Annotated in this window: 22 protein-coding genes and 1 pseudogene; 21 read left to right on the top strand and 2 right to left on the bottom strand. The window is 65.5% G+C overall.

What is annotated here, in order from left to right:
- From ACK5F2_RS09670 to ACK5F2_RS09655, 4 genes and pseudogenes are all read left to right on the top strand, one after another.
- Positions 1 to 188: pseudogene (locus ACK5F2_RS09670) on the top strand (amidohydrolase); the annotation flags it as partial.
- Positions 189 to 195: 7 nt separating this feature from the next.
- Positions 196 to 1,137, top strand: a complete 942-nt coding sequence (locus ACK5F2_RS09665) for an ABC transporter permease (protein WP_409864343.1) — start codon at positions 196 to 198, stop codon at positions 1,135 to 1,137.
- 12 nt (positions 1,138 to 1,149) lie between these two features.
- Entirely contained in the window at positions 1,150 to 2,136 is a 987-nt protein-coding gene (locus ACK5F2_RS09660; RefSeq protein ID WP_409864341.1) for an ABC transporter ATP-binding protein, read from the top strand.
- Positions 2,133 to 3,128 carry an ABC transporter ATP-binding protein gene (locus tag ACK5F2_RS09655; protein ID WP_409864340.1) on the top strand — a complete coding sequence of 332 codons (996 nt, stop codon included), beginning with the start codon at positions 2,133 to 2,135 and terminating at the stop codon, positions 3,126 to 3,128. The genes ACK5F2_RS09660 and ACK5F2_RS09655 overlap by 4 nt, the downstream gene beginning before the upstream one ends.
- Before the next feature lie 25 nt (positions 3,129 to 3,153).
- Here the strand turns inward: ACK5F2_RS09655 and lptM are convergent, their stop codons facing one another.
- Positions 3,154 to 3,327, bottom strand: coding sequence for an LPS translocon maturation chaperone LptM (gene lptM / locus ACK5F2_RS09650; protein ID WP_409864339.1), 174 nt, complete (start codon positions 3,325 to 3,327; stop codon positions 3,154 to 3,156).
- A gap of 12 nt (positions 3,328 to 3,339) precedes the next feature.
- Here lptM and cyaY point away from each other — a divergent pair, with 12 nt between their 5' ends.
- A complete protein-coding gene (gene cyaY, locus ACK5F2_RS09645) occupies positions 3,340 to 3,693 on the top strand; it encodes an iron donor protein CyaY (RefSeq protein ID WP_409864337.1) in 354 nt (117 codons plus the stop codon).
- 68 nt (positions 3,694 to 3,761) lie between these two features.
- On the opposite strand, the gene ACK5F2_RS09640 is transcribed toward cyaY, so the two are convergent.
- Positions 3,762 to 6,149 (bottom strand): penicillin-binding protein 1A, encoded by a 2,388-nt coding sequence (locus ACK5F2_RS09640; protein ID WP_409864336.1) that lies wholly within the window; start codon positions 6,147 to 6,149, stop codon positions 3,762 to 3,764.
- Between the two features lie 287 nt (positions 6,150 to 6,436).
- Between ACK5F2_RS09640 and ACK5F2_RS09635 the strand changes: the two genes are divergently transcribed.
- From ACK5F2_RS09635 to ACK5F2_RS09560, 16 genes are all read left to right on the top strand, one after another.
- On the top strand, positions 6,437 to 7,516 hold the full coding sequence (locus tag ACK5F2_RS09635) for a pilus assembly protein PilM (protein WP_133603942.1): 1,080 nt from the start codon (positions 6,437 to 6,439) through the stop codon (positions 7,514 to 7,516).
- Positions 7,513 to 8,121 carry a PilN domain-containing protein gene (locus tag ACK5F2_RS09630; RefSeq protein ID WP_409864335.1) on the top strand — a complete coding sequence of 203 codons (609 nt, stop codon included), beginning with the start codon at positions 7,513 to 7,515 and terminating at the stop codon, positions 8,119 to 8,121. The genes ACK5F2_RS09635 and ACK5F2_RS09630 overlap by 4 nt, the downstream gene beginning before the upstream one ends.
- A 12-nt stretch (positions 8,122 to 8,133) precedes the next feature.
- On the top strand, positions 8,134 to 8,832 hold the full coding sequence (locus ACK5F2_RS09625; RefSeq protein ID WP_409847869.1) for a type 4a pilus biogenesis protein PilO: 699 nt from the start codon (positions 8,134 to 8,136) through the stop codon (positions 8,830 to 8,832).
- On the top strand, positions 8,829 to 9,374 hold the full coding sequence (locus tag ACK5F2_RS09620; protein ID WP_409864334.1) for a pilus assembly protein PilP: 546 nt from the start codon (positions 8,829 to 8,831) through the stop codon (positions 9,372 to 9,374). The genes ACK5F2_RS09625 and ACK5F2_RS09620 overlap by 4 nt, the downstream gene beginning before the upstream one ends.
- Positions 9,374 to 11,563 carry a type IV pilus secretin PilQ gene (pilQ, locus tag ACK5F2_RS09615; protein ID WP_409864333.1) on the top strand — a complete coding sequence of 730 codons (2,190 nt, stop codon included), beginning with the start codon at positions 9,374 to 9,376 and terminating at the stop codon, positions 11,561 to 11,563. Before ACK5F2_RS09620 ends, pilQ begins: the two co-directional genes overlap by 1 nt.
- Before the next feature lie 143 nt (positions 11,564 to 11,706).
- Complete coding sequence (locus ACK5F2_RS09610; protein ID WP_409864332.1) at positions 11,707 to 13,701, top strand: hypothetical protein; 1,995 nt, start codon at positions 11,707 to 11,709, stop codon at positions 13,699 to 13,701.
- A complete protein-coding gene (locus ACK5F2_RS09605; RefSeq protein ID WP_409864331.1) occupies positions 13,701 to 14,300 on the top strand; it encodes a shikimate kinase in 600 nt (199 codons plus the stop codon). Before ACK5F2_RS09610 ends, ACK5F2_RS09605 begins: the two co-directional genes overlap by 1 nt.
- Complete coding sequence (aroB, locus tag ACK5F2_RS09600) at positions 14,297 to 15,415, top strand: 3-dehydroquinate synthase (RefSeq protein ID WP_409864330.1); 1,119 nt, start codon at positions 14,297 to 14,299, stop codon at positions 15,413 to 15,415. Before ACK5F2_RS09605 ends, aroB begins: the two co-directional genes overlap by 4 nt.
- A 19-nt stretch (positions 15,416 to 15,434) precedes the next feature.
- Positions 15,435 to 16,568 (top strand): deoxyguanosinetriphosphate triphosphohydrolase, encoded by a 1,134-nt coding sequence (locus ACK5F2_RS09595; protein WP_409864329.1) that lies wholly within the window; start codon positions 15,435 to 15,437, stop codon positions 16,566 to 16,568.
- A gap of 69 nt (positions 16,569 to 16,637) precedes the next feature.
- Positions 16,638 to 17,327: a transposase gene (locus ACK5F2_RS09590; protein WP_409864328.1), complete on the top strand. Its 690-nt coding sequence runs from the start codon at positions 16,638 to 16,640 to the stop codon at positions 17,325 to 17,327.
- A gap of 144 nt (positions 17,328 to 17,471) precedes the next feature.
- Entirely contained in the window at positions 17,472 to 22,250 is a 4,779-nt protein-coding gene (locus tag ACK5F2_RS09585) for a glutamate synthase-related protein (protein WP_409864327.1), read from the top strand.
- 26 nt (positions 22,251 to 22,276) lie between these two features.
- Positions 22,277 to 23,752, top strand: coding sequence for a glutamate synthase subunit beta (locus ACK5F2_RS09580; protein WP_409864326.1), 1,476 nt, complete (start codon positions 22,277 to 22,279; stop codon positions 23,750 to 23,752).
- 282 nt (positions 23,753 to 24,034) lie between these two features.
- A complete protein-coding gene (locus ACK5F2_RS09575; RefSeq protein WP_409864325.1) occupies positions 24,035 to 24,505 on the top strand; it encodes a type IV pilin protein in 471 nt (156 codons plus the stop codon).
- A gap of 70 nt (positions 24,506 to 24,575) precedes the next feature.
- Positions 24,576 to 25,151: a GspH/FimT family pseudopilin gene (locus ACK5F2_RS09570; RefSeq protein ID WP_409864324.1), complete on the top strand. Its 576-nt coding sequence runs from the start codon at positions 24,576 to 24,578 to the stop codon at positions 25,149 to 25,151.
- A 25-nt stretch (positions 25,152 to 25,176) separates the two neighbouring features.
- Positions 25,177 to 25,584: a pilus assembly protein PilV gene (locus tag ACK5F2_RS09565; RefSeq protein WP_133603953.1), complete on the top strand. Its 408-nt coding sequence runs from the start codon at positions 25,177 to 25,179 to the stop codon at positions 25,582 to 25,584.
- A 2-nt stretch (positions 25,585 to 25,586) separates the two neighbouring features.
- Entirely contained in the window at positions 25,587 to 26,726 is a 1,140-nt protein-coding gene (locus tag ACK5F2_RS09560) for a PilW family protein (protein ID WP_409864323.1), read from the top strand.
- Positions 26,727 to 26,755: the final 29 nt, after the last annotated feature.

The following is a 26,755-nucleotide window of genomic DNA, read 5'->3' as shown; positions in this document are numbered from 1 at the left end:
CCTTCATGCTGCAGGTCAAGCCCGGTGCCTATCTGCGCATTGGCCAGGCCGCGGCCGATGGCAGCGGTGCCTGCAGCCTGCACAACCCCCGCTACGACTTCAATGACGAGATCCTGCCCCTGGGCGGCGCGCTACTCGCTGCCCTCGTGGAGCAGGGTCTGCCCCTGACTTCTTCGCTTTCGGAGTGAACCACCCATGAGCAGTTCTCCCGCCCCGGCCGGTGCCGCGCCAGGCGCCCTCAAGCGCTTCTTTGACGGCGATGTCTGGCACTCGTTCTGCAATTCGCCCACCGCCATCATCGCGGCGGTGATCGCCTTCATCTGCATTTTCTGCGCGCTCTTTGCCGAGTTCGTGGCCCCCCACAATCCCTTCGATCTGGCCTCGCTGGAGCTGATGGATGCCCGCCTGCCCCCGGCCTGGATGGACGAGGGCAATGCCAAGTACCTGCTGGGCACCGATGACCAGGGGCGCGACATTCTCTCGGCCCTGATGTATGGCGCCCGCATCTCGCTCTTCGTGGGCCTGGCATCGGTGGCCTTGTCGGTGCTGATCGGTGTGGGCCTGGGCCTGCTGGCCGGCTTTGTGGGCGGCAAGGTGGATGCCTTCATCATGCGCGTCTGCGATGTGATGCTGTCCTTCCCCTCCATCCTGATCGCACTGCTGATCGACGGTGTGGGCCGGGCCATGTTTCCCAACGCGCACGACACCCTGGCCTTTGCGGTGCTGATTCTCGCCATCTCCCTGACCGGCTGGGTGCAGTACGCCCGCACCGTGCGCGGTTCCACCCTGGTGGAGCGCAACAAGGAATATGTGCAGGCCGCGCGCGTGATTGGCGTGAGCCCGCTGCGCATCATGCGCAAGCATGTGCTGCCCAATGTGTTGGGGCCGGTGCTGGTGCTGGCCACCATCCAGGTGGCGGCCGCCATCATCACCGAGGCCACCCTGTCCTTCCTGGGCGTGGGCGTGCCCCCCACCAGTCCTTCGCTGGGCACCCTGATCCGCGTTGGCAATGACTTCCTGTTCTCGGGTGAGTGGTGGATCACCATCTGGCCCGGCGTGATGCTGGTGCTGATCGCCCTGTCGGTGAACCTGCTGGGCGACTGGCTGCGTGATGCCCTGAATCCTCGTCTGCGCTGATTGACTAACGCCATGACTGCACCTCTTCTTCAAGTCCGCAATCTGCGTGTCGAGTTCCCGACCCGGCGCGGCACCCTGCTGGCCCTGGACGACATCAGCTTTGACATCGCGCCGGGCGAGATCCTGGGCGTGGTGGGCGAGTCCGGCGCGGGCAAGTCCCTCACCGGCGCGTCCATCATTGGCCTGCTCGACCCCCCGGGGCGCATTGCCAGCGGCGAGATCCTGCTGGAGGGCCGCCGCATCGACAACCTGCCCTACGAGGAAATGCGCAAGGTCCGCGGCCGCCAGATTGGCGCCGTGTTCCAGGACCCGCTCACCTCGCTGAACCCGCTCTACACCGTGGGGCGTCAGCTGATCGAGACCATCACCACCCATCTGCCGCTGACCGAGGCCCAGGCACGCACCCGCGCCATCGACCTGCTCAAGCAGACCGGCATCCCGGCGGCTGAAGCGCGCATCGACCAGTACCCGCATCAGTTCTCGGGCGGCATGCGCCAGCGCGTGGTGATTGCCCTGGCCCTGGCGGCCGAGCCCAAGCTGATCGTGGCGGACGAGCCCACCACGGCGCTGGACGTGTCCATCCAGGCGCAGATCATTTCCCTGCTCAAGCGCGTGTGCAAGGAGCAGGGGGCGGCCGTGATGCTGGTGACCCACGATATGGGCGTGATCGCCGAGACCTGCGACCGCGTGGCCGTGATGTACGCGGGGCGCGTGGCCGAGATCGGCCCGGTGCACGATGTGATCCACAAGCCGGCGCACCCGTACACGGTGGGTCTGATGGGCTCCATCCCCGCCATGGACGAGGATCGCGAGCGCCTCTTGCAGATCGATGGCGCCATGCCGCGCCTGAACGCCATCCCCACCGGCTGCGCCTACAACCCGCGCTGCCCCAAGGTGTTCGAGCGCTGCCGCGTCGAACGCCCCGAACTGATGCCGGTGGCCGCCACGCGTGCGGCCTGCTGGCTGCATCAAGCCGCCCACAAGGAAGCCGCTGTATGAGCAACGCTTTGGTCGAAGTCCAGGACCTGGCCAAGATCTTCGATGTCTCGCCGCCCTGGTTGAACCGGGTGGTGGAGCGCAAGCCCAAGGCCTTTGTCCATGCCGTGGACGGCGTGAGCTTTTCCATCGAGAAGGGCAAGACCCTGGCCCTGGTGGGCGAGTCGGGCTGTGGCAAGAGCACGGTGGCGCGTCTGCTGGTGGGCTTGTACAAGCCCACTCGTGGCAAGGTGTGCTTTGACGGCACCGATACCGCCCAGACCCTGGCCGGCCCTGGGGGCCAGGCCTTGCGCCGGCGCATGCAGATGATCTTCCAGGATCCCTATGCCTCGCTGAACCCGCGCTGGAAGGTGCAGGACATCATTGCCGAGCCCCTGCGCGAGCATGGCCTGGTCAGCAAGCCCGAGGCCTTGCGCGAGCGCGTGGGCGAGCTGCTGCGCTCGGTGGGCCTCTCACCGGTGGATGCCGAGAAATTCCCGCACCAGTTCTCCGGCGGCCAGCGCCAGCGCATCTCCATCGCCCGCGCCCTGGCCACCCAGCCCGAGTTCCTGGTCTGCGACGAGCCGACCTCGGCCCTGGACGTGTCGGTGCAGGCCCAGGTGCTCAACATCATGAAGGATCTGCAGCGCCAGCAGGGTCTGACCTACCTCTTCATCTCGCACAACCTGGCGGTGGTGCGCCATGTGGCGGATCAGGTGGGCGTGATGTACCTGGGGCGCCTCGTGGAGGTGGCCGACAAGGCCCAGCTCTTCAGCGCGCCGCGCCACCCCTACACGCGCATGCTGCTGGATGCGATTCCCGACATCCATATGACCGGGCGTGCCCGCACCCCGGTGCAGGGTGAGGTGCCCAACCCGCTCAATCCGCCCAGCGGCTGCAGCTTCCATCCGCGCTGCCCGCATGCCAATGCCCGCTGCAAGAGCGAGCGCCCGGCGCTGAGCGAGTTCAAGGGCGTGCGCGTGGCCTGCCACGCGGTTGAGGAAGGACGGATCTGAGTCCGTCCCCGGTCCCGGTGGCCGCCTAGCGCGGTGCCGGGCTGGCCGCGCTGGCCGGCTGGGCGGGGGCGGGCAGCTTGAGCGGCCCCTTCTGGCCGCAGCCGACCAGCAGCACTGGCACCAGGGTCATCAGGGCCAGGCCCAGGGCGCGCTGTGCGCGCGGACCTACACTTGCGGACTTCTTTGTGTTCATCTTCATGCCCGCGAGTTTATGACCGCTCCTGCCGCCACGCCGCTCAGCGATGCCGACTACCACGCCCAGACCCACGCCCTGCTGGCGCGGGTGGAGGCCCAGATCGACGCCTGGCTGGAGGCCGACGTGATCGATATCGACACGCATCGCAGCGGTGGCCTGCTGGAGCTGTCCTTCCCCAATGGCAGCAAGATCGTGCTGAACACCCAGCCGCCCCTGCAGGAGCTGTGGCTGGCGGCGCGCCAGGGCGGCTACCACTTCCGCCATGTGGACGGCCGCTGGCTGGAGCGCGAGGGGCGTGAATTCCTGGCCCTGCTGTCCGAGGCGGCCAGCGCCCAGGCGGGCCGTCCGCTGGCCTTCACGCCAGCCTGAGAGCGCGCTGATCGGCCCAAGAAAAAGCCCCGCGGTGCGGGGCTTGAGGGCGTGGCGCTGAGCGCCGATCAGCGCTTGAAGAGGTCGAGGATGCTCTTCTTTTCCTCGGGGCTGGCCTCCTTGGGCAAGCTTGCCTCGTTGTTCAGGCTGCGCACGCCCTCATTGCCCGAGTACTCGTCGTAGTACCACTCGCCATTGAGCTGGACCACGCCCTCGGGCGCGGCGTACTCGGCCACCGGCACATTGCGCAGGGCGTAGCCCATGTACTCGATCCACACCGGCAGGGACAGGCCGCCGCCCGTCTCACGGCTGCCCAGCTTGCGCGGCTGGTCGTAGCCAATCCAGACCACGGCCACCACCTCGCGCTGGTAACCGGCAAACCAGGCGTCCATGGAGTCGTTGGTGGTGCCGGTCTTGCCGTACAGGTCCGGGCGCTTGAGCGTGGATTGGGCGCGGGCCGCGGTGCCGCTGCGCGTGACCTCTTGCAGCAGCTGGCTCATCAGAAAGGCGTTGCGGGGCTCAATGACCTGCGGGGTGTCCGCGGCGCTGAGTGCGGGTGCTTCGTAGAGCAGCCGGCCCTTGTCGTCGGTCAGCTTGGCAATCAGCCGGGGCGTGAGCAGATGACCGCCGTTGGCGAAGACGGCGTAGCCCTGCGCCATCTGCATGGGGGTCACGGAACCGGCGCCGAGTGCCATGGTCAGATAGGCCGGGTGCTTTTCGGCCTCGAAGCCAAAGCGGCCTACCCAGTCCTGGGCGAAATGTACGCCGGTGGACTGCAGCACCCGGATCGAGACCATGTTCTTGGACTTGGCCAGGGCCTTGCGCAGGGGCATGGGCCCCTCGAAGGTGCCGTCATAGTTCTTGGGCTCCCAGGGCTGGCTGCCCGTGGTGCTGGCATCAAAGAAAAGGGGGGCGTCGTTGACCACCGTGCTGGGCGTGAAACCCTTTTCCAGCGCGGCCGAGTAGATGAAGGGCTTGAAGGCGGAGCCCGGCTGGCGCCAGGCCTGGGTCACATGGTTGAACTTGTTCTTCGCGTAGTCGAAGCCGCCCACCATGGCGCGCACATTGCCGTTGCGCGGGTCCAGCGAGACAAAGGCCCCCTCGACCTCGGGCAGCTGGGTGATGGTCCAGTAGGGCTTGTTGCCCCCGGTCTGCAGCACGCGGATCACGGCGCCCCGGCGGATGCGGGTCTTGGGGTTGCCCTTGTCGCTCAGACCCGAGGTGGCGGGCTTGAGGCCCTCGCCCGTGATCTCGATGCTGTCACCGTTCTGAAGCGCGGCCACCACCTTCTTGGGGTCGGCCGACAGCACCACGGCGGGCAGCAGTTCGTCATTGGCAGGATGGTCGGACAGGGCCTCGGCCACGCGCGCATCCAGGTCGGCGGGGTCGGCGGGCAGGTCCACAAAGGCCTCGGGCCCGCGATAGACCTGGCGGCGCTCGTAGTCCATGATGCCCCGGCGCAGGGCGCGGTAGGCGCTCATCTGCTCGTCGGCGCGTATGGTCAGGTAGACATTGAGGCCGCGGCTGTAGGTGTCTTCGCCATACTGGTTGAAGATCATCTGGCGGGCGAGTTCGGCCACATATTCCGCGTGGGTGGTGTTCTCGCTCATCTGCGGCCGGTAGCGCAGCTTCTGGGCCTTGGCCTCCAGATGCTGTTCCTCGCTGATGAAACCGTTTTCCAGCATGCGGTCGATGATGTGGCGCTGGCGCACCGTGGCCCGGCGCGGATTGCTGATCGGGTTGTAGGCCGAGGGGGCCTTGGGCAGTCCGGCCAGCATGGCGGCCTCTGCAATGCTGATGTCCTTGAGCTGCTTGCCGAAATAGACCTCGCTGGCCGCCGCAAAGCCGTAGGCGCGGTGACCCAGGAAGATCTGGTTCATATAGATTTCCAGAATCTTGTCCTTGGGCAGGGCGTTCTCAATCTTCAGCGCCAGCAGGATCTCGTAGATCTTGCGTACAAAGGTTTTCTCACTGCTCAGGTAGAAATTGCGCGCCACCTGCATGGTGATGGTGGAGGCGCCCTGGCTGCGGGAGTCGCTGACATTGGCCAGCCCGGCGCGGATCACGCCCAGATAGTCCACGCCGCCATGCTGGTAGAAGCGCGCATCCTCGATGGCCAGCACCGCGTCCTTCATGACCTTGGGGATCTCCTGCACCGGCAGGTAGTTGCGGCGCTCCTCGCCAAACTCGCCCAGCAGCGTGCCCTCCGCCGAGAGGACGCGCAGCGGCAGCTTGGGGCGATAGTCGGTCAGACCCTGGATGTCGGGGAGGTTGGGGTAGGCCATGGCCAGACCCAGGCCGACCAGGATCAGCACCGCCGTCACACCGGCGACCGCCAGGCCCAGCAGCCAAGCCAAGCTTCGCCCCAGGAAGCTCAGGGCAGGGTGGGCGGTATGGGAGGGGTGTTCGGACTCAGACGAAGCGCGCTGAGGGGTCTTTTTCTTGGGGTCGCTCATGGGCCTCCGGATGGCTGGCGGCGATTATAGGAAGGCCCACCACCGGATTCGTGGCGAGCGTGAATACGTCACCAGGAGGGCGATCAAGGATTCAAGTCGGGGCAAACAGGCTGTTTTTCCCGGCTTTCAATTCGCGCCCAGCGTGTATGGTTCGCAACGTGGTGTTACCTGCTGTGGCGGGAAAGCCTCGGGCCGTCAAGGGCTTTGCTGCTAGCATTCAAGTAACTTATTAATAGTCATCGGCACTCCTGAAGCGTGTTGGGGCCGGATTTGGGGGAACAAGCGTCATGGGATTTCTTGACGTGCTGTTGGGTCGCAAGCATCCGCCCATGATTGGCCTGGATATCAGTTCGTCCAGCGTCAAGCTGGTGGAGCTGAGCCAGAGTGCCAGCGGCGAGATGGTGCTGGAGCGTTTCGCGTCCGAGCCGTTTGAGCGTGGCTGGATCACGGACGGCCAGATAGAGAAATTTGACGAGGTGGCAGACGCCGTGCGTCGTGTGGTGGCCCGCAGTGGCACCCGCACCCGCGACGCGGTGCTCGCCATGCCCCAGTCCGCTGTGATCACCAAAAAGATCATGCTGCCCGCCGGGCTGCGCGAGGAAGAGCTGGAGATCCAGGTCGAGGCCGAGGCCAACCAGTACATCCCCTTCTCGCTGGACGAGGTGAGTCTGGACTTCTGCGTCATCGGGCCAAGTCCCACCTCGGTCGGTGATGTCGAGGTGCTGATTGCCGCCTCGCGCAAGGACAAGGTGCAGGACCGCCAGGGCCTGGCCGAAGCGGCCGGCCTGCGTCCCGCGGTGCTGGACATCGAGTCGCATGCCTCCCGCATGGCCATGGGTCGACTGATCGCCAACCTGCCCGGCGAGGGCAAGGATGCGCTGGTGGCCCTGTTCGAAATTGGCGCCGACACCACCAGCCTCAAGGTGCTGCGCGATGACGAGATGCTGTACGACCGCGATCAGGCCTTCGGCGGCTCGCAGCTGACCCAGCTGATCTCGCGCCAGTATGGTTTCTCCTTTGAGGAGGCCGAGCAGAAGAAACTGTCCGGTGATTTGCCGGAGGATTTCGAGACCGCGGTGCTCAATCCCTTTGTGGACAGCCTGTCTCAGGAAATCGGGCGTGCCCTGCAGTATTTCTTCACCAGCACCCCGCACCACAAGGTGCACTACGTGATGCTGGCCGGCGGCACGGCGACGCTCAATGGCTTGAAGGAGCGCGTGACCGAGCTCACGGGCTTTGCCTGCATGGTGGCCAATCCCTTTGAGAACATGGCCCTGGGCTCTGCGGTGCGCGAGGCCAAGCTGCGCCGGGAGGCGCCCGCCTACCTGACCGCCTGCGGTTTGGCGATGCGGAGGTTCTTCCAGTGATTCTGATCAACCTGCTTCCCCACCGGGAAGAAAAGCGCAAGCGCCGCAAGCAGGCCTTCTTCGTCGGCATGGGCATGGCGGCCCTGGCGGGCGCGGGCGTCGTGGGCGCGATCTGGATGCTGCTGATTCACCTCACCGATGAGCAGATCGCGCGCAACCAGTATCTGGGCACCGAGATCGCTCGTCTGGAATTGCAGATCAAGGACATTGCCAATCTGCGTTCGGAAATCGAAGCCTTGAAGTCGCGCCAGCGTGCGGTTGAGGATCTGCAGACCGATCGCAACACGCCGGTGCATCTGCTCAACGATCTGGCCCGCCATACGCCCGAGGGCATTTACCTGACCAGCATCCGTCAAGCTGACAAGGTGGTCACGCTCACCGGCATCGCGCAAACCAACGAGCGCGTCTCGGAGCTCCTGCGCAATACCGCCAACAGCTCTGAGTGGCTGGAAAAGCCCGAGCTGGTGGAGATCAAGCTGGCCAATCTGAGCACCAACACACGCGTGCGACAGCGGCTGTTCGAGTTTTCCATGCGTGTTTCGATCAAGGCGCAGCAGCCCGAGGCGCGTGAAGGCGCCGCGAGCGCGCCCAAGAAGCCGACCTGATCCGGATCTGCCATGGCGAGCAAAAAACTCCCCTCTATCAATATCGACCTGAACGCCTTGTTCGAGGACGCGGCCGATCAGTTTCGCGGCCTCAATCCCAACGAGCCGGGGCAATGGCCTTTGCTGCCGCGTCTGGCCGCCTTTGCCGCCGTGGTGGTGGCGGTGGTGGCGGTGGGCTGGTTCCTGCTGCTGTCCGATGTTCAGACCAATCTCGATGCCGAGCGCGGTCGCGAGCCGGCGCTCAAGGAAGACTTCCGCAACAAGCTAGCGCAGGCCATCAACCTGCCCGAGCTGCGCAAGCAGAAGAGCCAGGTCGAGGAATACGTGACCCAGCTCGAGAAGCAGCTGCCCGGCAAGGCCGAGATGGATGCCCTGCTGTCGGACATCAACCAGGCCGGGCTGGGGCGCGGCTTGCAGTTCGAGTTGTTCAGGCCGGGCCAGATCGTGGTCAAGGACTATTACGCCGAGCTGCCGATTGCCCTGCGCGTGTCTGGCAGCTACCACGATGTGGGTGCATTCACGGCCGATGTTTCCAATCTCTCGCGCATCGTGACCCTGCACAACCTGAGCGTGGTGGCACCCACGGGACGCGATGCCGACAGCGGCCATCTGAGCATGGAGGCCACGGCCCGGACCTACCGCTATCTCGATCCCAACGAAGTGGCTGAACAGAAGCGAGCGGCCGCCAAGGCCAAGGGGGCCAAGCCATGAGCGCGCGATCGATGATGAGCCGCCGTGCGCGTCTGGCCTTGTTGGCCCTGCCCCTGGTGCTGACGGCTTGCTCTTCCGAGATGGGAGAGCTTCAGGAGTGGATGGAGCAGCAGCGCCGCGAGGTCCGGCCCTCCATCAAGCCCTTGGTGGCACCTACCAAGTTTCTCCCCGAGGCCTATATGGCCGAACCCTTGGTCGAACCCTTCAGCACCGAGAAGCTCAGTGTCGCCGTACGCCAGGATGCTGGCAAGACGAGCGCCTTGCTCAAGGCCGAGACCAGCCGTCGGCGGGAGCCGCTTGAGGCTTATCCGCTGGACAGCATGCGCATGGTGGGCAGTATCACGCGCCAAGGTCGTCGATACGCCCTGCTGCGCGTGGTGGACCTCTTGCATCAGGTGAAGGTAGGCGACTATATGGGCGAGAACTTTGGTCGTGTGACTCAGATCACCGAGACCGAAGTGAGCTTGCGAGAAGTCGTCCAGGATGCGGCGGGCGAGTGGGTTGAACGTGTCAACACGCTCACGCTGCGGGAGACGGACTGATGAAGAATTTCCAGGAGACCTTCAGCATGAGTCAGTGGCGCCGTCAGGCGGGAAACTTGGCATGGGCCCTTGGCCTGTGCGTCATGATGCCTTTGCAGGCGCTGGCGCAGAACGCCATCCGCGCCATTAATACCGTGCAGCAGGCCGGGGCGGAGGTGGTTCGCATCGAGCTGAGCCAGCCGCTGACCGAGCTGCCGCGTGGCTTCACGGTCCAGACGCCGCCGCGTATCGCGCTGGACCTGCCCGGCGTCAGCAATGCACTCGGGCGCAATCTGGTCGAGATCAACCAGGGCAATCTGCGTTCGGCCAATGTGGCCCAGGCGGGCGAGCGCACGCGCTTGGTGCTCAATCTGCGTCAACCTTCGGGCTACCGTGCCGAGTTGCAGGACAACGCGCTGGTCATCGTGCTGGATGCCGCGCCCGCCATGGCGGCCCCGGCTGCGTCCGCGACGCAAGAGCCGCTGCACTTTGCGCAGAGTCTGAATGCCCAACCCCAGACTTTGCAGGACATCGATTTCCGCCGCGGCAATGACGGGGCCGGACGTGTGATCGTGAACCTGCCCAGCAATCAGGTGGGTGTGGATATCCAGCAGCAGGGCAAGAACCTGGTGGTGGAGTTCCTGCGGTCGCAGGTGCCCGAGCGCCTGCGTCGCAAGCTGGATGTGGCCGATTTCGGTACGCCGGTGCAAAGCATTTCCACCACGCAGAACGGCGAGCGCGTGCGCATGCTGGTGGAGCCCAAGGGCAACTGGGAGCACAGCGCCTATCAGAGCGACAACCAGTTCGTGCTGGAAGTGCGCCCGCAGAAGGTTGACCCCAACAAGCTCACGCAGGGGCCTGGCTACGCCGGCGACAAGCTGAGCCTGAACTTCCAGAACATCGAGGTGCGTGCCCTGCTGCAGGTGATTGCCGACTTCACCAACTTCAATGTGGTGACCAGCGACTCCGTGGTGGGCAGTGTCACGCTGCGCCTGAAAGACGTGCCCTGGGATCAGGCCCTGGACATCATCATGCAGGCCAAGGGCCTGGGCCTGAAGAAGTCTGGCAATGTGCTCTGGATCGCACCCAAGGACGAGTTGGCCGCCAAAGAAAAGCTGGATCTGGAGTCCAAGGCCCAGATCGCCAATCTGGAGCCCATGCGCACCCAGTCCATCCAGCTGAACTACACCCGGGCCGAGGAAGTGGCCAAGGGCCTGACCGGTCAGGCGTCCGGCCAGGGCGGCGGCGGCGGTCAGAACAGTTCTCGCATCCTCTCGCCGCGCGGCAGCCTGATCTACGAGAGCCGCACCAACCAGCTCTTCGTGACCGACATCCCCTCCAAGCTGGAGGAGATCATGGCCATGATCGCCAAGATCGACGTGCCGGTGCGCCAGGTGCTGATCGAGGCGCGCATCGTCGAAGCCGACGACCGCTTCGGTCGTGCGCTGGGCATCAAGCTGGGCGCCCAGGATCTGCGCGGTCTGCAGGGCGGCATTCCCGGCTACAACATCGGTGGCAACAACTACGTGACCATTGGTGGCAACCAGAGCGCCGTGGGTGCGCAGACCAACCAGGGTGTGGCGCAGAACTTCGCCAACAGCAACTTCGTAAATCTGCCGGCCAATGTGTCCTCGGACGCATTCGGCGGTGCGAACGCAGCCAACTTTGCGCTCTCGCTGTTCAGCGCCACGGCCAACCGCTTCCTGAATCTGGAGTTGTCCGCACTTGAGGCCGATGGCAAGGGCAAGATCGTGTCCAGCCCACGCGTCGTCACGGCTGATCAGGTCAAGGCCTTGATCGAGCAGGGCGAGGAACTGCCTTACCAGGTGGCGACCGCCAGCGGCGCCACCTCCATCCAGTTCCGCAAGGCCAACCTCAAGCTCGAGGTCACGCCCCAGATCACGCCCGAGGGCAATGTGATCCTGAACGTGGACGTCAACAAGGACAGCCGCGGCACCCTGACCCCGCAGGGCTATGCCATCAACACCAAGCATGTGCAGACCCAGGTGCTGGTGGAGAACGGCGGCACCGTGGTCATCGGCGGCATCTTCACGCTGACCGAGCGCGACGATGTTTCCAAGGTTCCGGTGATCGGCGACGTCCCCGTGGTGGGTAATCTGTTCAAGAACAAGACCCGCATCTCGAGCAAGACCGAGCTGCTGATCTTCCTCACCCCCAAGGTTGTGACCGAGCGGGTGGTGGCGCGTTGAGCAGCGGCGCTTGCTGAATTGAATTGAGGGAGAGACCGCGCAGCAGCCCACCGGGAGGGCAGCGCGGCACGCAAGGAGTTTTCACGATGAGTGGTTTCTGGAACACAAAGCTTGCTGCCGCCCGCACCGGCGCGGCGCTGGCCTTGGCGGCGCTGCTGAGCGCCTGTGGCGGTGGCGGTGGTGATGCGGGCACGCCGGTGGTGGGGCCCGAGACAGGCGCTGGGGTTGCTGTTGCCGCATTGGCTGTTGCAACCAACGCTGCCACCTTGCCCAATGACGGCACGGCGACCGCAACGATCACGGTGACGGCCCTGGATGCCAAGAATGCGGCGATCAAGGGGGCAACCGTCAGCTTGGCGATCACTCCGGACAGCAGTGGCGTGCCGGGAACCATCAGCCCGGGCTCTGGTGTAACCGACGAGAAGGGCGAGTTGAAGGCCACGCTTGGGATTGGCGATAACAAGACCAAGCGCACCATCACGGTGACGGCCACCTCGGGCAGCGTCAGCAAGACGGCGACGGTCACGGTGGTGGACTCCACCACAGCGCCCCCGGTCGCGGCGGATGCCAGCGTGTCCCTGAGCAAGACCAGTGTCCAGAACACGGGAACCGACTTTGTCGAGGTCACCGTGGCCGCCCTGGATGACGCGCGCAACACCATCGCCAACATGCCGGTCAAGTTCCGCATGGAGGATCCGTCCAACACGGCCTTCGTGGAAACGCCGCCGACGGTGACCGACGCCAAGGGTCAGGCCAAGGCCACGGTGAAGATCGGCAATGACCGCAACAACCGCGTGATCGCCGTGGTGGCCGAGGTGGGCGCGCTGACCCGCAAGGCTTCGTTCAGCGTGACGGGGGCAAAGCTCAGCGCCTCTCCGCGTCAGAACACTCTGACGGTGGGTCAACCCGGCTCCATCGAGTACAGCTTGGTGGACGCAGCTGGCTCTGCCATTAATGACGCGACCATCACCGTGGCCGGGCCCGCAGGTGCGACTGGCAGCGGCAAGACCGTCGATGGGAAGTACGTCTATTCCTATACCGCGGCAGGTGCAGGGCCGACCGTGATCAAGGCCACGGCCGCGGGGGGCGTCAGTGTGGACAGCGTGATCCAGATCGGTGCCGCTGTGTCCGATGTGCCAGCCGGTACGTCGATTGATTCCGCCACCTTCACTGCATCGCCTGTGGTGGTCCGCGTGAATCAGGTTGGCAGCACGGCCAACCGGGCTGAACTGCGTCTGCTCTTCCGTACGGCCAACAATCAGCCCATCCCGAATGTGCGTGTGCGCCTGGGTCTGGGCAGCAATGCCTCGGGCACGGACGGTACGATTTCGACCGGCAATGACCGGGTGATCATCGCCGACGCTCAGGGCGTAGCTACCAGCAGCTTCATCCCCGGACAGCTGTCCAGCCCGACCGGCGGCGTAAAGGTCTTTGCCTGCTTTGGCAAGACGGATGCGGTGGAGCAGATTTCGGCTTGCCCGAACGATCCGAACAATCCCGCGAACAACCGCCTGCGCGAGGTGACCCTCACAGTGGTGCAGGAGGCCGTGTCGGTGTCCATCGGCACGAACGGGACCCTGATCGTCAATCCGAATACCTATGCCCAGGACTTTGTGGCGCTGGTGGTGGACTCGGCCGGCAATCCGCAGCGTGATGTGCAACTGGCGGCGGTGATCGACTTGCCGACATACCAGAAGGGCTTCTGGACACGCCCCGGCAACAAGTGGATTCCGACCTTCACCGCCCAGTGCGCCAATGAGGACAACTCCCTGGGCGGCTACCGCAACAACACGATTGAAGCGGGCGAGGACCTCAACGGTAATGCCCAGCTGGATCCGCGCAAGTCCGATGTCACCGTGACCTTTGTCGGTTCGTCCAAGACCGATGCCAATGGCCAGGCTGTCCTGCGTATTGAGTACGCCCAGAGCACCGGCAGCTGGGTGGAGTACTCCTTGCGGGTCAGCGCGACCACGGTTGTGAGCCCGCCCGCATGGTGGGGGCGTCAGGTCATCTCGGGAGCCCTGTCGGGTGCCGCGCAGTATCTTGAAGTCCCGGCATCGGCAGTGTCCTCCGAGGCCAAGCCGCCCTTCCAGCAGAGCCCCTACGGGCAGATTGCAAGCTGCGCGAATCCGAACTGATGAGCAGCACGCCGGTGGGCCTGAAGCTCACCCTCGTCGCCATGCCCGGCGGTGGCAAGTCCACCGTCGGTCGCCATCTGGCACGGCAGCTCGGTATGCCCTGTCTGGACTCGGACAGCGAGATCGAGAAGCGGATCGGCATGCCGATCCGCGAGTTTTTTGAGCGCGAGGGCGAAGAGGCCTTCCGCGATATCGAGAGCGAGGTCATCGCCGAGTTGCTGGCACGCGAGCAGGACATGGTGCTGGCCACCGGCGGCGGCGCCGTGCTGCGCGAGGCCAATCGCGAGGCCATGAAGGCGCGCTCCACCGTGTTCTATCTGCGCTCCTCACCCGAGGAGCTGTTCCGCCGCCTGCGCCATGACACGCAGCGGCCGCTGCTGCAGGTGCGAGATCCACTCAAGAAGCTGCGCGAGCTCTACGCGCAGCGCGACCCGCTCTACCGCCGTACCGCACACTATGTGCTGGAGACGGGGCGGCCCTCGGTCCATGCCCTGTGCAATATGGTGCTGATGCAGCTGGAGCTGGCCGGTCTGGTCAGCCCGGACAAGGTGGCTGCCACCGTGGGGGCCGAGCCTCAGCCGCGTACACTCGAGGCATGAGCAGTGCTGCCCTTGCGGTCTCCCAAAATGCCCCGGTCGTCCGGGTTCCCATCGCGCTCGAGGAGCGCAGCTACGACATCCTGATCGGATCCGCGCTGCTGGATGAGGCCGCCAGCTGGCAAGACCTGCCCCGCGCCGCAGCCGCCCTGATCGTCAGCAACGAGACCGTCGCACCGCTCTACTTGGAACGCCTGCGCCAGCGTCTGGCTTCGCAGTACGCCCGGGTGGACAGCGTCATCCTGCCCGACGGCGAGCAGCACAAGGACTGGGACTCGCTCAATCGCATTGTGGACCATCTGCTGGGCCAGGCGGCGGATCGCAAGACCGTGCTCTTCGCCCTGGGAGGCGGTGTGATCGGCGATATGACGGGTTTTGCGGCCGCCATCTATATGCGCGGCGTGCCCTTTGTGCAGGTGCCCACCACCTTGCTGGCCCAGGTGGATTCCTCGGTGGGTGGCAAGACCGCGATCAACCATCCGCGCGGCAAGAACATGATCGGGGCCTTCTACCAGCCGGCCCGCGTGATTGCCGATCTGGACACCCTGGACACCTTGCCGCCGCGCGAGCTGGCCGCGGGCTTGGCCGAGGTGATCAAGTACGGCCCGATTGCCGATGCGGCTTTTCTGGACTGGATCGAGACGAATCTGGATGCCCTGCTGGCGCGCGACAAGACGGCCCTGGCCTACGCCGTCAAGCGCAGCTGCGAGATCAAGGCCTGGGTGGTGGGGCAAGACGAGCGCGAGACCGGCTTGCGCGCCATCCTCAACTTCGGCCATACCTTCGGCCATGCCATCGAAACCGGCCTGGGCTATGGCGAGTGGCTGCACGGCGAGGCCGTGGGCTGCGGCATGGTGCTGGCCAGCGACCTTTCGGTGCGCCTGGGCCTGATGCCCCCGGAATTCCTCACACGCATGCGCGGCCTGATCCAGCGCGCCGGCCTGCCGGTGCGGGCGCCGCGCCTGGGTGTGGAGCGCTATCTGGAGCTGATGCGGGTAGACAAGAAAAACGAGGGCGGGGAGATCCGCTTCGTCGTGATCGAGGCCCTGGGCCGGGCCGGCATGCGGGGTGCGCCCGATGCCCTGGTGGCCGAGGTGCTGAACGCCCACTGCGACTGAAGAAAGCCCCACGCTCACGATGCCGCTTGCCCGCTACGCCTGTGACCCCTCTCGCAGCCGCGGCCGGCGTTTCCCCGAGCCGGCCGCGCCCACCCGCAGCGAATACCAGCGCGACCGGGATCGCATCGTGCACAGCACGGCCTTCCGGCGCCTGGTCTACAAGACCCAGGTCTTTCTCAATCACGAGGGTGACCTCTTCCGCACCCGGCTGACGCACTCGCTGGAGGTGGCGCAGCTGGGGCGTTCCATCGGCCGCAGCCTGGGCCTGGACGAGGACCTGATTGAGACCATTGCCCTGGCCCATGATCTGGGTCACACGCCCTTTGGCCACGCCGGCCAGGATGTGCTGGATGACTGCATGAAGGCCCACGGCGGCTTTGAGCACAATCTGCAAAGCCTGCGCGTGGTGGACCAGCTGGAGCAGCGCTACCCGGCCTACGACGGGCTCAACCTCACGTTTGAGAGCCGCGAGGGCATCCTCAAGCATTGCAGCCGCCGCAATGCCGAGCTGCTGGAAGCGGCCGAGCCGAATGGCGTGGCTGCCCGCTTTCTGCGCGGCGAGCAGCCCAGCCTGGAGGCCCAGCTCTGCAATCTGGCCGATGAGGTGGCCTATAACGCGCATGACATCGACGACGGCGTGCGCTCCGGCCTGCTGAGCCTGGAGCAGCTGGAAGCGGCCGTGCCCCTGGTGCAGCGCTATCTGCGCGAGGCCCTGGCCGAATTCCCCACCTTGAAGGGCAAGCGCCTGCTTTTCGAGACCATACGCCGCATGCTCTCGGCCCAGGTCTACGACATCATCGATGCCAGCCGGGCCGAGCTTGAAGCGGCTGCGCCGGCCGATGTACAGGCCGTGCGCAGGGCGGGGCGGCCGCTGCTGCGCTTCTCGACCGAGATGCGCCGCGGCAGCAGCGAGCTCAAGCGCTTTCTCTTTGCCAGCCTCTACCGCCACCCCCAGGTGCAGGAGAAGCGGGCGAGGGCCGAGCAGGTGCTGCGCGAGCTCTTTGCCATCTATCTGGGCGACCCGTCCCAGCTGCCGGCCGACCATGCCGGCCAGGCCGATCTGCCGCGCGCCTGCGCCGACTACATCGCCGGCATGACGGATCGCTTCGCGCTCAAGGAACACCAGCGCCTGACGGGGCTTCAGTTGTTCTGAGGGGCGGTGTTCGCCGCCAGCGCTTCGACCTGTGTAGATAATGGGGTCAGATTGATTTTTTGACCTGCCATGGCCCGCCTACCTCGCCTCGTCGTTCCCGGTCTCCCTCACCACCTGATCCAGCGAGGCCACAACCGCCAGCCCATCGTGCTGGACGACGAGGACCGGCACCAGTTCCTGGCTCTGCTGCGCGAGGCCGCCATCAACCAGCGCGTGGCCATTCATGCCTATGTGCTGATGGACAACCACCTGCACCTGCTGGCCACGCCCGAGACACCCGAGGGCCTGAGCCGCATGATGCAGTCCCTGGGGCGGCGCTATGTGGCTGCCTTCAACCAGCGCCACGGCCGCAGCGGCACGCTCTGGGAGGGGCGCTTTCGCGCCGCGCCGCTGGAGGCCGAACGGCATCTGCTGGCCTGCATGCGCTATATCGAACTCAATCCCCAGCGCGCCGGCTGGCTGATGGAGCCCGGCAGCTATGCCTGGTCCAGCGGCCCCCAGCATCTGGGCCATCGACGCGACCCCTTGATCACCGAGCATCCGCTGTTCTGGGCCTTGGGCAACACCCCCTTCGAGCGTGAGGCGGCCTGGCGGGCCTGGCTGGAGCAGGGCGTGAGCCCCGAGGAGCTGCGGGCCTTGGGTGATTCCGCGCTCAAGGGCTGGCCCCTGGGTTCGCCAGGCTTCTTGCAAGCTTTGGCCGAGGGCTCGGAGCGCCCGGTGGCGCCGCGCCAGCGCGGCCGCCCCCGCAAGCAGGCTTGACTATGTCCCTATTTATTTGAGCCGCTCTGTTGTTGTTGAGTAATTTAATGATCTGACCCTATTTATTAGAACTTGATGCACGGAATGCATCGATCTATGCTCGCGGCATTGCTGTATTGCCAGACCGTAGATTGGAGAAACGCCATGGGCGCACCCACGCAAGCCGAGATGCAAGCCGCCGAGATCCAGGACCTGAGCGCGCATGGTCTTTACAAGCCTTCCAATGAAAAGGACGCCTGTGGCCTGGGCTTTGTGGCCCATATCAAGGGTCAGAAGGCGCACTCCATCGTCCAGCAGGGCCTGAAGATCCTGGAGAACCTGGACCACCGGGGAGCCGTGGGCGCCGATGCGCTGATGGGCGACGGCGCCGGCATCCTGATCCAGATCCCGGATGAGTACTACCGCGCCGAGATGGCCCGGGCCGGGACGGCCCCTGACGGGTCCGTGGGGGTTGAGCTGCCCCCGCCCGGCGAGTACGGCGTAGGCATGATCTTCCTGCCCAAGGAGCATGCCTCCCGCCTGGCCTGCGAGCAGGAGCTGGAGCGCGCGGTCAAGGCCGAGGGCCAGGTCTTGCTGGGCTGGCGCGATGTGCCGGTGGACCGCGAGATGCCCATGTCGCCCACCGTCCGCGAGAAGGAGCCGGTGATCCGCCAGATCTTCATCGGCCGCGGCCCGGACATCATCGTGCCCGATGCCCTGGAGCGTAAGCTCTATGTGATCCGCAAGACGGCTTCCAGCGCCATCCAGGCGCTCAAGCTCACCCACAGCCGTGAGTACTACGTGCCCAGCATGAGCTGCCGCACGGTCATCTACAAGGGCCTGCTGCTGGCCGACCAGGTGGGCAAGTACTACCTGGACCTGGCCGATGAGCGCGTGATCTCGGCCATCGCCCTGGTGCACCAGCGTTTCTCCACCAACACCTTCCCCGAGTGGCCCCTGGCCCACCCCTACCGCATGGTCTGCCACAACGGCGAGATCAACACGGTCAAGGGCAACTTCAACTGGATGCGCGCCCGCGAGGGCGTGATGAAGTCGCCGGTGCTGGGCGAGGACCTCAAGAAGCTCTACCCCATCAGCTTCGAGCACCAGAGCGACACGGCCACCTTCGACAACGCCATCGAGCTGCTGACCATGGCGGGCTACCCCCTGGCCCACGCCGCCATGATGATGATCCCGGAGGCCTGGGAGAACCACGAGCTGATGGATGAGCGCCGCCGCGCCTTCTACGAGTACCACGCGGCCATGATGGAACCCTGGGACGGCCCGGCCGCCATGGCCTTCACCGACGGCCGCCAGGTCTGCGCCGCGCTGGACCGCAATGGTCTGCGCCCGGCGCGCTACTGCATCACCGATGACGACCTGGTGGTGCTGGCCTCGGAGTCCGGCGTGCTGCCCATTCCCGAGAACAAGATCGTCAAGAAGTGGCGCCTGCAGCCGGGCAAGATGTTCCTGATCGATCTGGAGCAGGGCCGCATCGTCGATGACGAGGAGCTGAAGAACCAGTACGCCAACGCGCGCCCCTACCGCCAGTGGATCGAGAACGTGCGCGTCAAGCTCGACGAGATCGAGGTGGCGGACGTCAAGGCGCCGGTCTTCGAGACCCCGCTGCTGGACCGCCAGCAGGCCTTCGGCTTCACGCAGGAAGACATCAAGTTCCTGATGGCGCCCATGGCCGCGAACGGCGAAGAGGGCATCGGCTCCATGGGCAATGACTCGCCCCTGGCCGTGCTCTCCAGCAAGGACAAGCCGCTCTACAACTACTTCAAGCAGCTCTTCGCCCAGGTCACCAACCCGCCGATCGACCCGATCCGCGAGGCCATCGTGATGTCGCTGAACAGCTTCATCGGCCCCAAGCCGAACCTGTTGGACATCAATGCGGTGAACCCGCCCATGCGTCTGGAAGTGACCCAGCCCGTGCTGGACTTCCAGGACATGGCCCGCCTGCGCAGCATCGAGGCCCATACCCACGGCAAGTTCAAGCCCGTCGAGCTGGACATCACCTACCCCCTGGCCTGGGGCCGTGAGGGTGTGGAGGCCCAGCTGGCTTCGCTGTGCGCCTCGGCCGTGGATGCGATCAAGACCGGCCACAACATCCTGATCATCACGGACCGCCATGTGTCGGCCCAGCGCATCGCCATTCCCGCGCTGCTGGCGCTCTCCGCCGTGCACCACCATCTGGTGCGCGAGGGCCTGCGCACCACCGCCGGCCTGGTGGTGGAAACCGGCACCGCGCGCGAGGTGCACCACTTCGCCGTGCTGGCAGGCTTTGGCGCCGAGGCCGTGCACCCCTATCTGGCCCTGGAGACCCTGAGCAGCATGCATGCCGAGCTGCCGGGCAATCTGAGCGCCGAGAAGGCGGTCTACAACTACATCAAGGCCGTGGGCAAGGGCCTGTCGAAGATCATGTCCAAGATGGGCATCTCGACCTATATGTCCTACTGCGGCGCCCAGATCTTCGAAGCCATCGGCCTGAAGGCCGACTTCGTGGAGAAGTACTTCCGCGGCACCCCCACCCAGGTGGGCGGCATCGGCGTGTTCGAGGTGGCCGAGGAAGCCATCCGCATGCACAAGGCTGCCTTTGGCGACGACCCGGTGCTGGAGCACATGCTGGACGCCGGCGGCGAATACGCCTGGCGCGCCCGTGGCGAAGAGCATATGTGGACGCCGGACGCCATCGCCAAGCTGCAGCACAGCGCGCGCTCGGGCAAGTTCGAGACCTATAAGGAATACGCTCAGATCATCAACGACCAGAGCAAGCGTCATATGACCTTGCGCGGCCTGTTCGAGTTCAAGTTCGATCCCAGCAAGGCCATCCCGCTGGACGAGGTCGAGCCTGCGGCCGAGATCGTCAAGCGCTTTGCCACCGGCGCCATGTCCCTGGGCTCCATCTCGACCGAGGCCCATGCCACCCTGGCCGTGGCCATGAATCGCATCGGCGGCAAGAGCAACACGGGTGAGGGCGGCGAAGACCCGGCCCGCTACCGCAACGAGCTCAAGGGCATCAAGATCACGGCCGGCACCAAGGTGTCCGATGTGATCGGCAACAAGGTCATCGCGGTGGACTACGAGCTCAAGGAAGGCGAGTCCCTGCGCTCCAAGATCAAGCAGGTGGCCTCGGGCCGCTTCGGCGTCACGACCGAGTACCTGGTCAGCGCCGACCAGATCCAGATCAAGATGGCCCAGGGTGCCAAGCCCGGTGAGGGCGGCCAGCTGCCCGGTGGCAAGGTCAGCGATTACATCGGCTTCCTGCGCTACTCGGTGCCGGGCGTGGGCCTGATCAGCCCGCCGCCGCACCATGACATCTACTCCATCGAGGATCTGGCCCAGCTGATCCACGACCTGAAGAACGTCAACCAGAAGGCCGACATCTCGGTCAAGCTGGTCTCGGAAGTGGGCGTGGGCACCATCGCCACCGGCGTGGCCAAGGCCAAGGCCGACCACATCGTGATTGCCGGCCATGACGGCGGCACCGGCGCCTCGCCCTGGAGCTCGATCAAGCATTGCGGCACGCCCTGGGAGCTGGGCCTGGCCGAGGCGCAGCAGACCCTGGTGCTGAACCGCCTGCGTGGCCGGGTGCGCGTGCAGGCCGACGGCCAGATGAAGACCGGCCGCGACGTGGTGGTTGGCGCCCTGCTGGGCGCGGACGAGTTCGGCTTCGCCACCGCGCCCCTGGTGGCCGAGGGCTGCATCATGATGCGCAAGTGCCACCTCAACACCTGCCCGGTGGGTGTGGCCACGCAAGACCCGGTTCTGCGCGCCAAGTTCTCGGGCAAGCCCGAGCATGTGGTGAACTACTTCTTCTTCGTGGCCGAGGAAGCGCGCCAGATCATGGCCCAGCTGGGCATCCGCAAGTTCGACGAGCTGATCGGCCGCTCGGACCTGCTGGACACCAAGAAGGGCATCACGCACTGGAAGGCCAAGGGCCTGGACTTCAGCCGTATCTTCCACCGCCCCAGCCTGCCGCCCGAGGTGGCCCGCCTGCACAACGATGTGCAGGAACATGGCCTGGACAAGGCCCTGGACGTGAAGCTGATCGAGAAGTGCCTGCCTGCCTTCGAGAAGGGCGAGAAGGTGCAGTTCATGCAGGAGGTGACGAATGTGCGCCGCACCGTGGGCGCCATGCTCTCCGGCGAGCTGATCCGCCGCAAGCCCGAGGGCCTGCCGGACCACACCATCTTCATCCAGTTCGAGGGCACGGGCGGCCAGAGCTTTGGCGCCTTCCTGGCTCAGGGCATCACCTTCTATCTGATCGGTGATGCCAACGACTACACCGGCAAGGGCCTCTCCGGTGGCCGTGTGGTGGTGCGTCCCTCCATCGACTTCCGCGGCGAGGCCACGCAGAACATCATCGTGGGCAACACGGTGCTGTACGGGGCAACCCGCGGCGAGGCCTTCTTCCGCGGCGTGGCGGGCGAGCGCTTTGCGGTGCGCCTCTCCGGCGCCAAGGCGGTGGTGGAGGGCACGGGCGACCATGGCTGCGAATACATGACCGGCGGCACCGTGGTGGTGCTGGGCAAGACCGGCCGCAACTTCGCCGCCGGCATGAGCGGTGGCGTGGCCTATGTCTATGACGAGGATGGCCAGTTCGCCAAGCGCTGCAACACCAGCATGGTGGCCCTGGACAAGGTGCTGCCCACGGCCGAGCAGGAGGCCACCCAGGACCGCGCCATCTGGCACCACCTGGGCGACCACCAGCCGCTGGCCGACGAGGCCATCCTGAAGAAGATGGTGGAAGACCACCATCGCTGGACCGGCAGCGCCCGCGCCCGCCACATCCTGGACCACTGGGCCGAGTCGCGCGCCAAGTTCGTCAAGGTCTTCCCGCACGAGTACAAGCGCGCCCTGGGCGAGATCAATGCCGCCAAGGAGACCGCTGAAACCATCGCCCAGGCCAAGGCGCCCGCCGCCCCGGTCAAGGCCTGAAGCTGTAGAAGGTAGAGAGAAGCATCATGGGAAAAGTCACCGGCTTCATGGAGTTCGAGCGTCTGGACGAGGGCTATGAGCCCGTCGAGAAGCGCGTCAAGAACTACAAGGAATTCGTCATCGGCCTGAACACCGAGCAGGCCAAGCAGCAGGGTGCGCGCTGCATGGACTGCGGCACGCCCTTCTGCAACAACGGCTGCCCGGTCAACAACATCATTCCGGACTTCAACGACCTGGTGTACCGCGGTCGTGCCGAGGACTGGAAGGCCGCCATTGCGGTGCTGCACAGCACCAACAACTTCCCCGAGTTCACCGGCCGCATCTGCCCCGCCCCCTGCGAGGCGGCCTGCACCCTGAACGTCAATGACGACGCGGTGGGCATCAAGTCCATCGAGCACGACATGATCGACCGCGCCTGGGAAGAGGGCTGGGTCACACCCCGGCCGGCCAAGGCCAAGACCGGCAAGACCGTGGCCGTGGTGGGCTCCGGCCCGGCCGGCCTGGCCGCGGCCCAGCAGCTGGCGCGCGCCGGCCATGCGGTGACGGTGTTCGAGAAGAACGACCGCGTAGGCGGCCTGCTGCGCTACGGCATCCCCGACTTCAAGATGGAGAAGTCGCACATCGACCGCCGCGTGGCGCAGATGGAGGCGGAGGGCGTGGTCTTCCGCACCGGCGTGCTGGTGGCGGACCTGGGCGAGGGCAGCAAGGTCACCAACTGGGCCAAGGAAAGCATCAGCCCCGAAGAGCTCAAGAGCCAGTTCGACGCCGTGCTGCTGGCCGGTGGCGCCGAGGCCAGCCGCGACCTGCCCGTGCCGGGCCGCGATCTGCAGGGCGTGCACTTCGCCATGGAGTTTCTGCCGCAGCAGAACAAGGTCAATGCCGGTGACAAGCTCAAGGGCCAGATCCGCGCCGATGGCAAGCATGTGATCGTGATCGGCGGCGGTGACACCGGCAGCGACTGCGTGGGCACCAGCAACCGCCATGGCGCCAAGAGCGTGACCCAGTTCGAGCTGATGCCCCAGCCGCCGGAAGTTGAGGACCGCCCCCTGACCTGGCCCTACTGGCCCATCAAGCTGCGCACCTCTTCCAGCCATGAGGAGGGCTGCGAGCGCGCCTTCGCCATCGCCACCAAGGAGTTCCTGGGTGAGAAGGGCAAGCTCACCGGCGTCAAGACCGTGAAGGTCGAGTGGAGTGGCGGCAAGATGACGGAAGTGCCCGGCTCCGAGCAGGTGCTCAAGGCCGACCTAGTCTTCCTCGCCATGGGCTTTGTCAGCCCGGTCGCCACCATCCTGGACGCCTTTGGCGTGGCCAAGGACGCGCGCGGCAACGCCAAGGCCACGACCGATTTCACGGGCGGCTACGCCACCAACGTGCCCAAGGTCTTTGCCGCCGGCGATATGCGCCGCGGCCAGAGTCTGGTGGTCTGGGCCATCCGCGAAGGCCGCCAGGCCGCCCGTGCGGTGGACGAGTTCCTGATGGGTGTGAGCGAGCTGCCGCGCTGACGCCGGGCCCCGCCGGGCCTTTCGACTGACAGCGCCGGCCGTGCCAGCGCGCCCAAGCCACCTGCGGGTGGCTTTTTCCATTGCGACGCGTTATCAGGCTCTGTAGCAGCCGCTTACGTATGTGCTTCCGTTCGTCGCCCGCGCCGACGCGCCCGTCGGCACAGGGCTGTGAAATGAGCAATATGCACGCTATGGTGGGTTGTCGATACCGACAATGGAGTCCAAACCGGTTCCGCGTCGCTGCTATCTGCAGTGCCAAGGAGCCATCAACCGGTGCTCTGTATGTCTCAAGCTCAGCGTGTTCTGTCCTCGGCGGCCCGTGGTTTCACCTTGGTGGAGCTCATGATCGTGGTTGCCATCGTGGGGATTCTTGCGGCCGTGGCCCTGCCGGCGTACACGGACTATGTGCGACGTGGCGCTTTGCCCGAGGGTATGTCCCAGCTGGCGGACTACCGCGTGAAGCTGGAGCAGTACTACCAGGACAACCGCAGCTATGGCGCGGCCGCCTGCGCGGATACCGGCGCTGCGCCAAGCTGGAAGAACTTCAGCCCCAACGGCGCCAAGAACTTCAGCTATGGCTGCGCCATCTCGGACAACGGCCAGGGTTTCTTGGTCACGGCCACGGGCAAGACCGGCACTTCGGCGGCCGGTCATGTCTACACCGTCAACCATGCCAACCAGCAGGCGACCACGAGCTTCAAGGGTAGCTCGGTGACCAAGAGCTGCTGGCTGGTGCGCGGCAACGAGTGCTGAGATGTTTGGTCCGGCCTGCCTTGCGAACCAGCCTCGGCGCGGTGCTGCGAAGCGCCCGATCGAGCGTGGCGTGACCCTCATCGAGCTGGTGGTTGTGATGGTGCTGCTGGGGGCCATGGCGGCCATGGCCATGCCCAATGTCATGGTCTGGATTCGCAATACCGAAATCCGCAATGTGGCGACCTCCTTGCAGACTGGCTTGCAGCGGGCCCGTGCCGAGGCCATGCGGCGCAATGAGCTGGTGCGCTTTACCTTGGTCGACCTGGGCTCGTCTGCGGTGATGAGCGACGCCTGCGGCGACAGTGCAAACGGTACGTCCTGGGTGGTCAGCCTCGACGATCCTGATGGCAAGTGCGGCAAAGTCATCTCGGACACGGTGGATCCTCGCATCCTGGATCGGCATGTGACCACCGCCAGCTCGGGCGTTCGCGTGCGCGGCACCAGCGCCGCCGCGGTGGCCGCGGATGAGGTGGTCTTCAATGGCTTTGGGCGCGTGGTCGGGGCAGGTGCCTTGACCGTGATTGATGTGGACAACGAGACCGCAGGGGATGACTACCGTGCCCTGCGCATCATGCTTGGCCCCGGCGGCACGATGCGAATGTGCGAGCCCAAGGTCAGTAGCAAGACCGATCCCCGCGTCTGCTAAGGCGCGGTAGCAGAAGGTGGAAGTCGTGAAGAACAAGACCAGCATTGCAGGCAGATCGGCGCGAGGCTTTGCCATGTTCGAGGCCCTGATTGCGCTGCTGATCTGCGCCATGGGCATTCTGGGTGTGGTGGGCCTGCAGGGCTCCATGACGCGAGCCCAGACGGCCTCTACCTTTCGTGCCGAAGCGTCCTTTCTGGCCCAGCAGCTCATCGGCGAGATGTGGGGTGATATGAACAATCTGGCCACCTACAACACCGCCAGCTGTGGCGCCCGCTGCAAGGCCTGGACGGATCGTGTGGCCGCACGGTTGCCCAAGGGACAGGCCACGGTGGTGGTCACCGCACCCCGCAATGTGTCCATACAGATCCGTTGGACGGCGCCGGGCGAGGGCACCAGCAACTACAGCACGGTCACCGCCGTGGGAGCACCCTGAGCATGGCCCGCATCCACAAGACAAACGCAGCGCGGGCCCCCGCCCGGCGGCTTGCGCGCGGCGTCACGCTGATCGAGCTGATGATCGGCCTGGTGCTGGGCATGGTGGTGGTGCTGGTGGTCGCCCAGGTGCTCTCATTCGCCGAAGGCCAGCGCCGCTCCACCACCGGAGGCTCCGACGCCCAGGTGAACGGGGCGCTGGCGCTCTACACCCTGCAGCGCGAGATCCAGATGGCCGGCTACGGCCTCATCAGCGACCAAGCCGTGCTTGGCTGTCCCATACGGGCTCAGCACACCGCCACCGGTCTGCAGAACTGGGTCCTGGCGCCGGTGATCATCACCGACGGTGCGAACGGTGCCCCAGACACCATCACCGTGATGAGCGCCGACCGCGACGCCAGCAGCACCAACACCACCTTTTTCACCGTGCCCATGGAGGTGTCCCTGGGCCACACGCCCGCGTCCACCTTTTTTACCGTGCGCTCCGCCTTGGGCGTTCAGGCGGGCGATATGGTGATTGCGGTGCCCGTCACCGCCGGTTTCAATGCGGCCACCAACTGGTGCAGTGCGTACCGCGTCACCGGCATTCAGAACACCAACCAGATTGCCCACGCAGCCGCCGATCCCTGGAACGCGGTGGCCCTGGACCCTGCTGGCGGCTATCCAGCCAGTAGCCGTCTCTTGAACGCCGGCAGTCTGTTGCGGCGTACCTTCGCACTTTCTGCGGACGGTCAGACCCTGCAGCAGAGCACGCTGCTGCTCAATAACGGCACCATGCAGAGTCAGGATCTGTTCCCGCAAATCGTCAACCTCCAGGCCTTCTATGGCCGGGATACCAATGGCGACGGCGTGGTGGATACCTATGACAACACCACGCCTGCCAACAACGCGGCTTGGCTTCAGGTGCTTGCGGTACGGCTGGCTTTGGTGGCGCGAAGCGCGGCTTACCAGAAGGACGAGGTGACGAAAGCGCAGCCGCTCTGGGATGTGGGCAGCAGCGTTAATGTCAACGGCTCCGCTGACTGCGGCACGAGCAAGTGCATCACGCTCAAGATCGACGGCGTCGCCGACTGGAAGCACTACCGCTACGCGGTCTATGACGTGATCGTTCCCCTGCGCAACCGACTCTGGCGGAGCAACTGAGATGGCAGGCATGGCATTGACTCGACGCA

It is taken from the genome of Roseateles sp. (assembly GCF_046300915.1).
Lineage (GTDB): Bacteria > Pseudomonadota > Gammaproteobacteria > Burkholderiales > Burkholderiaceae_C > Kinneretia.
The sequence above is the reverse complement of the archived record's forward strand: the minus strand, read 5'-3'. Positions and strand labels throughout refer to the sequence as shown.

Coding starts and splice junctions, on each gene's coding strand:
- ACK5F2_RS09595 (WP_409864329.1), top strand. CDS start 15,435: ATGCCGCTTGCCCGCTACGCCTGTGACCCCTCTCGCAGCCGCGGCCGG.
- ACK5F2_RS09605 (WP_409864331.1), top strand. CDS start 13,701: ATGAGCAGCACGCCGGTGGGCCTGAAGCTCACCCTCGTCGCCATGCCC.
- ACK5F2_RS09640 (WP_409864336.1), bottom strand. CDS start 6,149: ATGAGCGACCCCAAGAAAAAGACCCCTCAGCGCGCTTCGTCTGAGTCC.
- ACK5F2_RS09575 (WP_409864325.1), top strand. CDS start 24,035: ATGTCTCAAGCTCAGCGTGTTCTGTCCTCGGCGGCCCGTGGTTTCACC.
- ACK5F2_RS09635 (WP_133603942.1), top strand. CDS start 6,437: ATGGGATTTCTTGACGTGCTGTTGGGTCGCAAGCATCCGCCCATGATT.
- cyaY (WP_409864337.1), top strand. CDS start 3,340: ATGACCGCTCCTGCCGCCACGCCGCTCAGCGATGCCGACTACCACGCC.
- ACK5F2_RS09580 (WP_409864326.1), top strand. CDS start 22,277: ATGGGAAAAGTCACCGGCTTCATGGAGTTCGAGCGTCTGGACGAGGGC.
- ACK5F2_RS09660 (WP_409864341.1), top strand. CDS start 1,150: ATGACTGCACCTCTTCTTCAAGTCCGCAATCTGCGTGTCGAGTTCCCG.
- ACK5F2_RS09625 (WP_409847869.1), top strand. CDS start 8,134: ATGGCGAGCAAAAAACTCCCCTCTATCAATATCGACCTGAACGCCTTG.
- aroB (WP_409864330.1), top strand. CDS start 14,297: ATGAGCAGTGCTGCCCTTGCGGTCTCCCAAAATGCCCCGGTCGTCCGG.
- ACK5F2_RS09560 (WP_409864323.1), top strand. CDS start 25,587: ATGGCCCGCATCCACAAGACAAACGCAGCGCGGGCCCCCGCCCGGCGG.
- ACK5F2_RS09590 (WP_409864328.1), top strand. CDS start 16,638: ATGGCCCGCCTACCTCGCCTCGTCGTTCCCGGTCTCCCTCACCACCTG.
- ACK5F2_RS09585 (WP_409864327.1), top strand. CDS start 17,472: ATGGGCGCACCCACGCAAGCCGAGATGCAAGCCGCCGAGATCCAGGAC.
- ACK5F2_RS09620 (WP_409864334.1), top strand. CDS start 8,829: ATGAGCGCGCGATCGATGATGAGCCGCCGTGCGCGTCTGGCCTTGTTG.
- ACK5F2_RS09665 (WP_409864343.1), top strand. CDS start 196: ATGAGCAGTTCTCCCGCCCCGGCCGGTGCCGCGCCAGGCGCCCTCAAG.
- lptM (WP_409864339.1), bottom strand. CDS start 3,327: ATGAAGATGAACACAAAGAAGTCCGCAAGTGTAGGTCCGCGCGCACAG.
- pilQ (WP_409864333.1), top strand. CDS start 9,374: ATGAAGAATTTCCAGGAGACCTTCAGCATGAGTCAGTGGCGCCGTCAG.
- ACK5F2_RS09655 (WP_409864340.1), top strand. CDS start 2,133: ATGAGCAACGCTTTGGTCGAAGTCCAGGACCTGGCCAAGATCTTCGAT.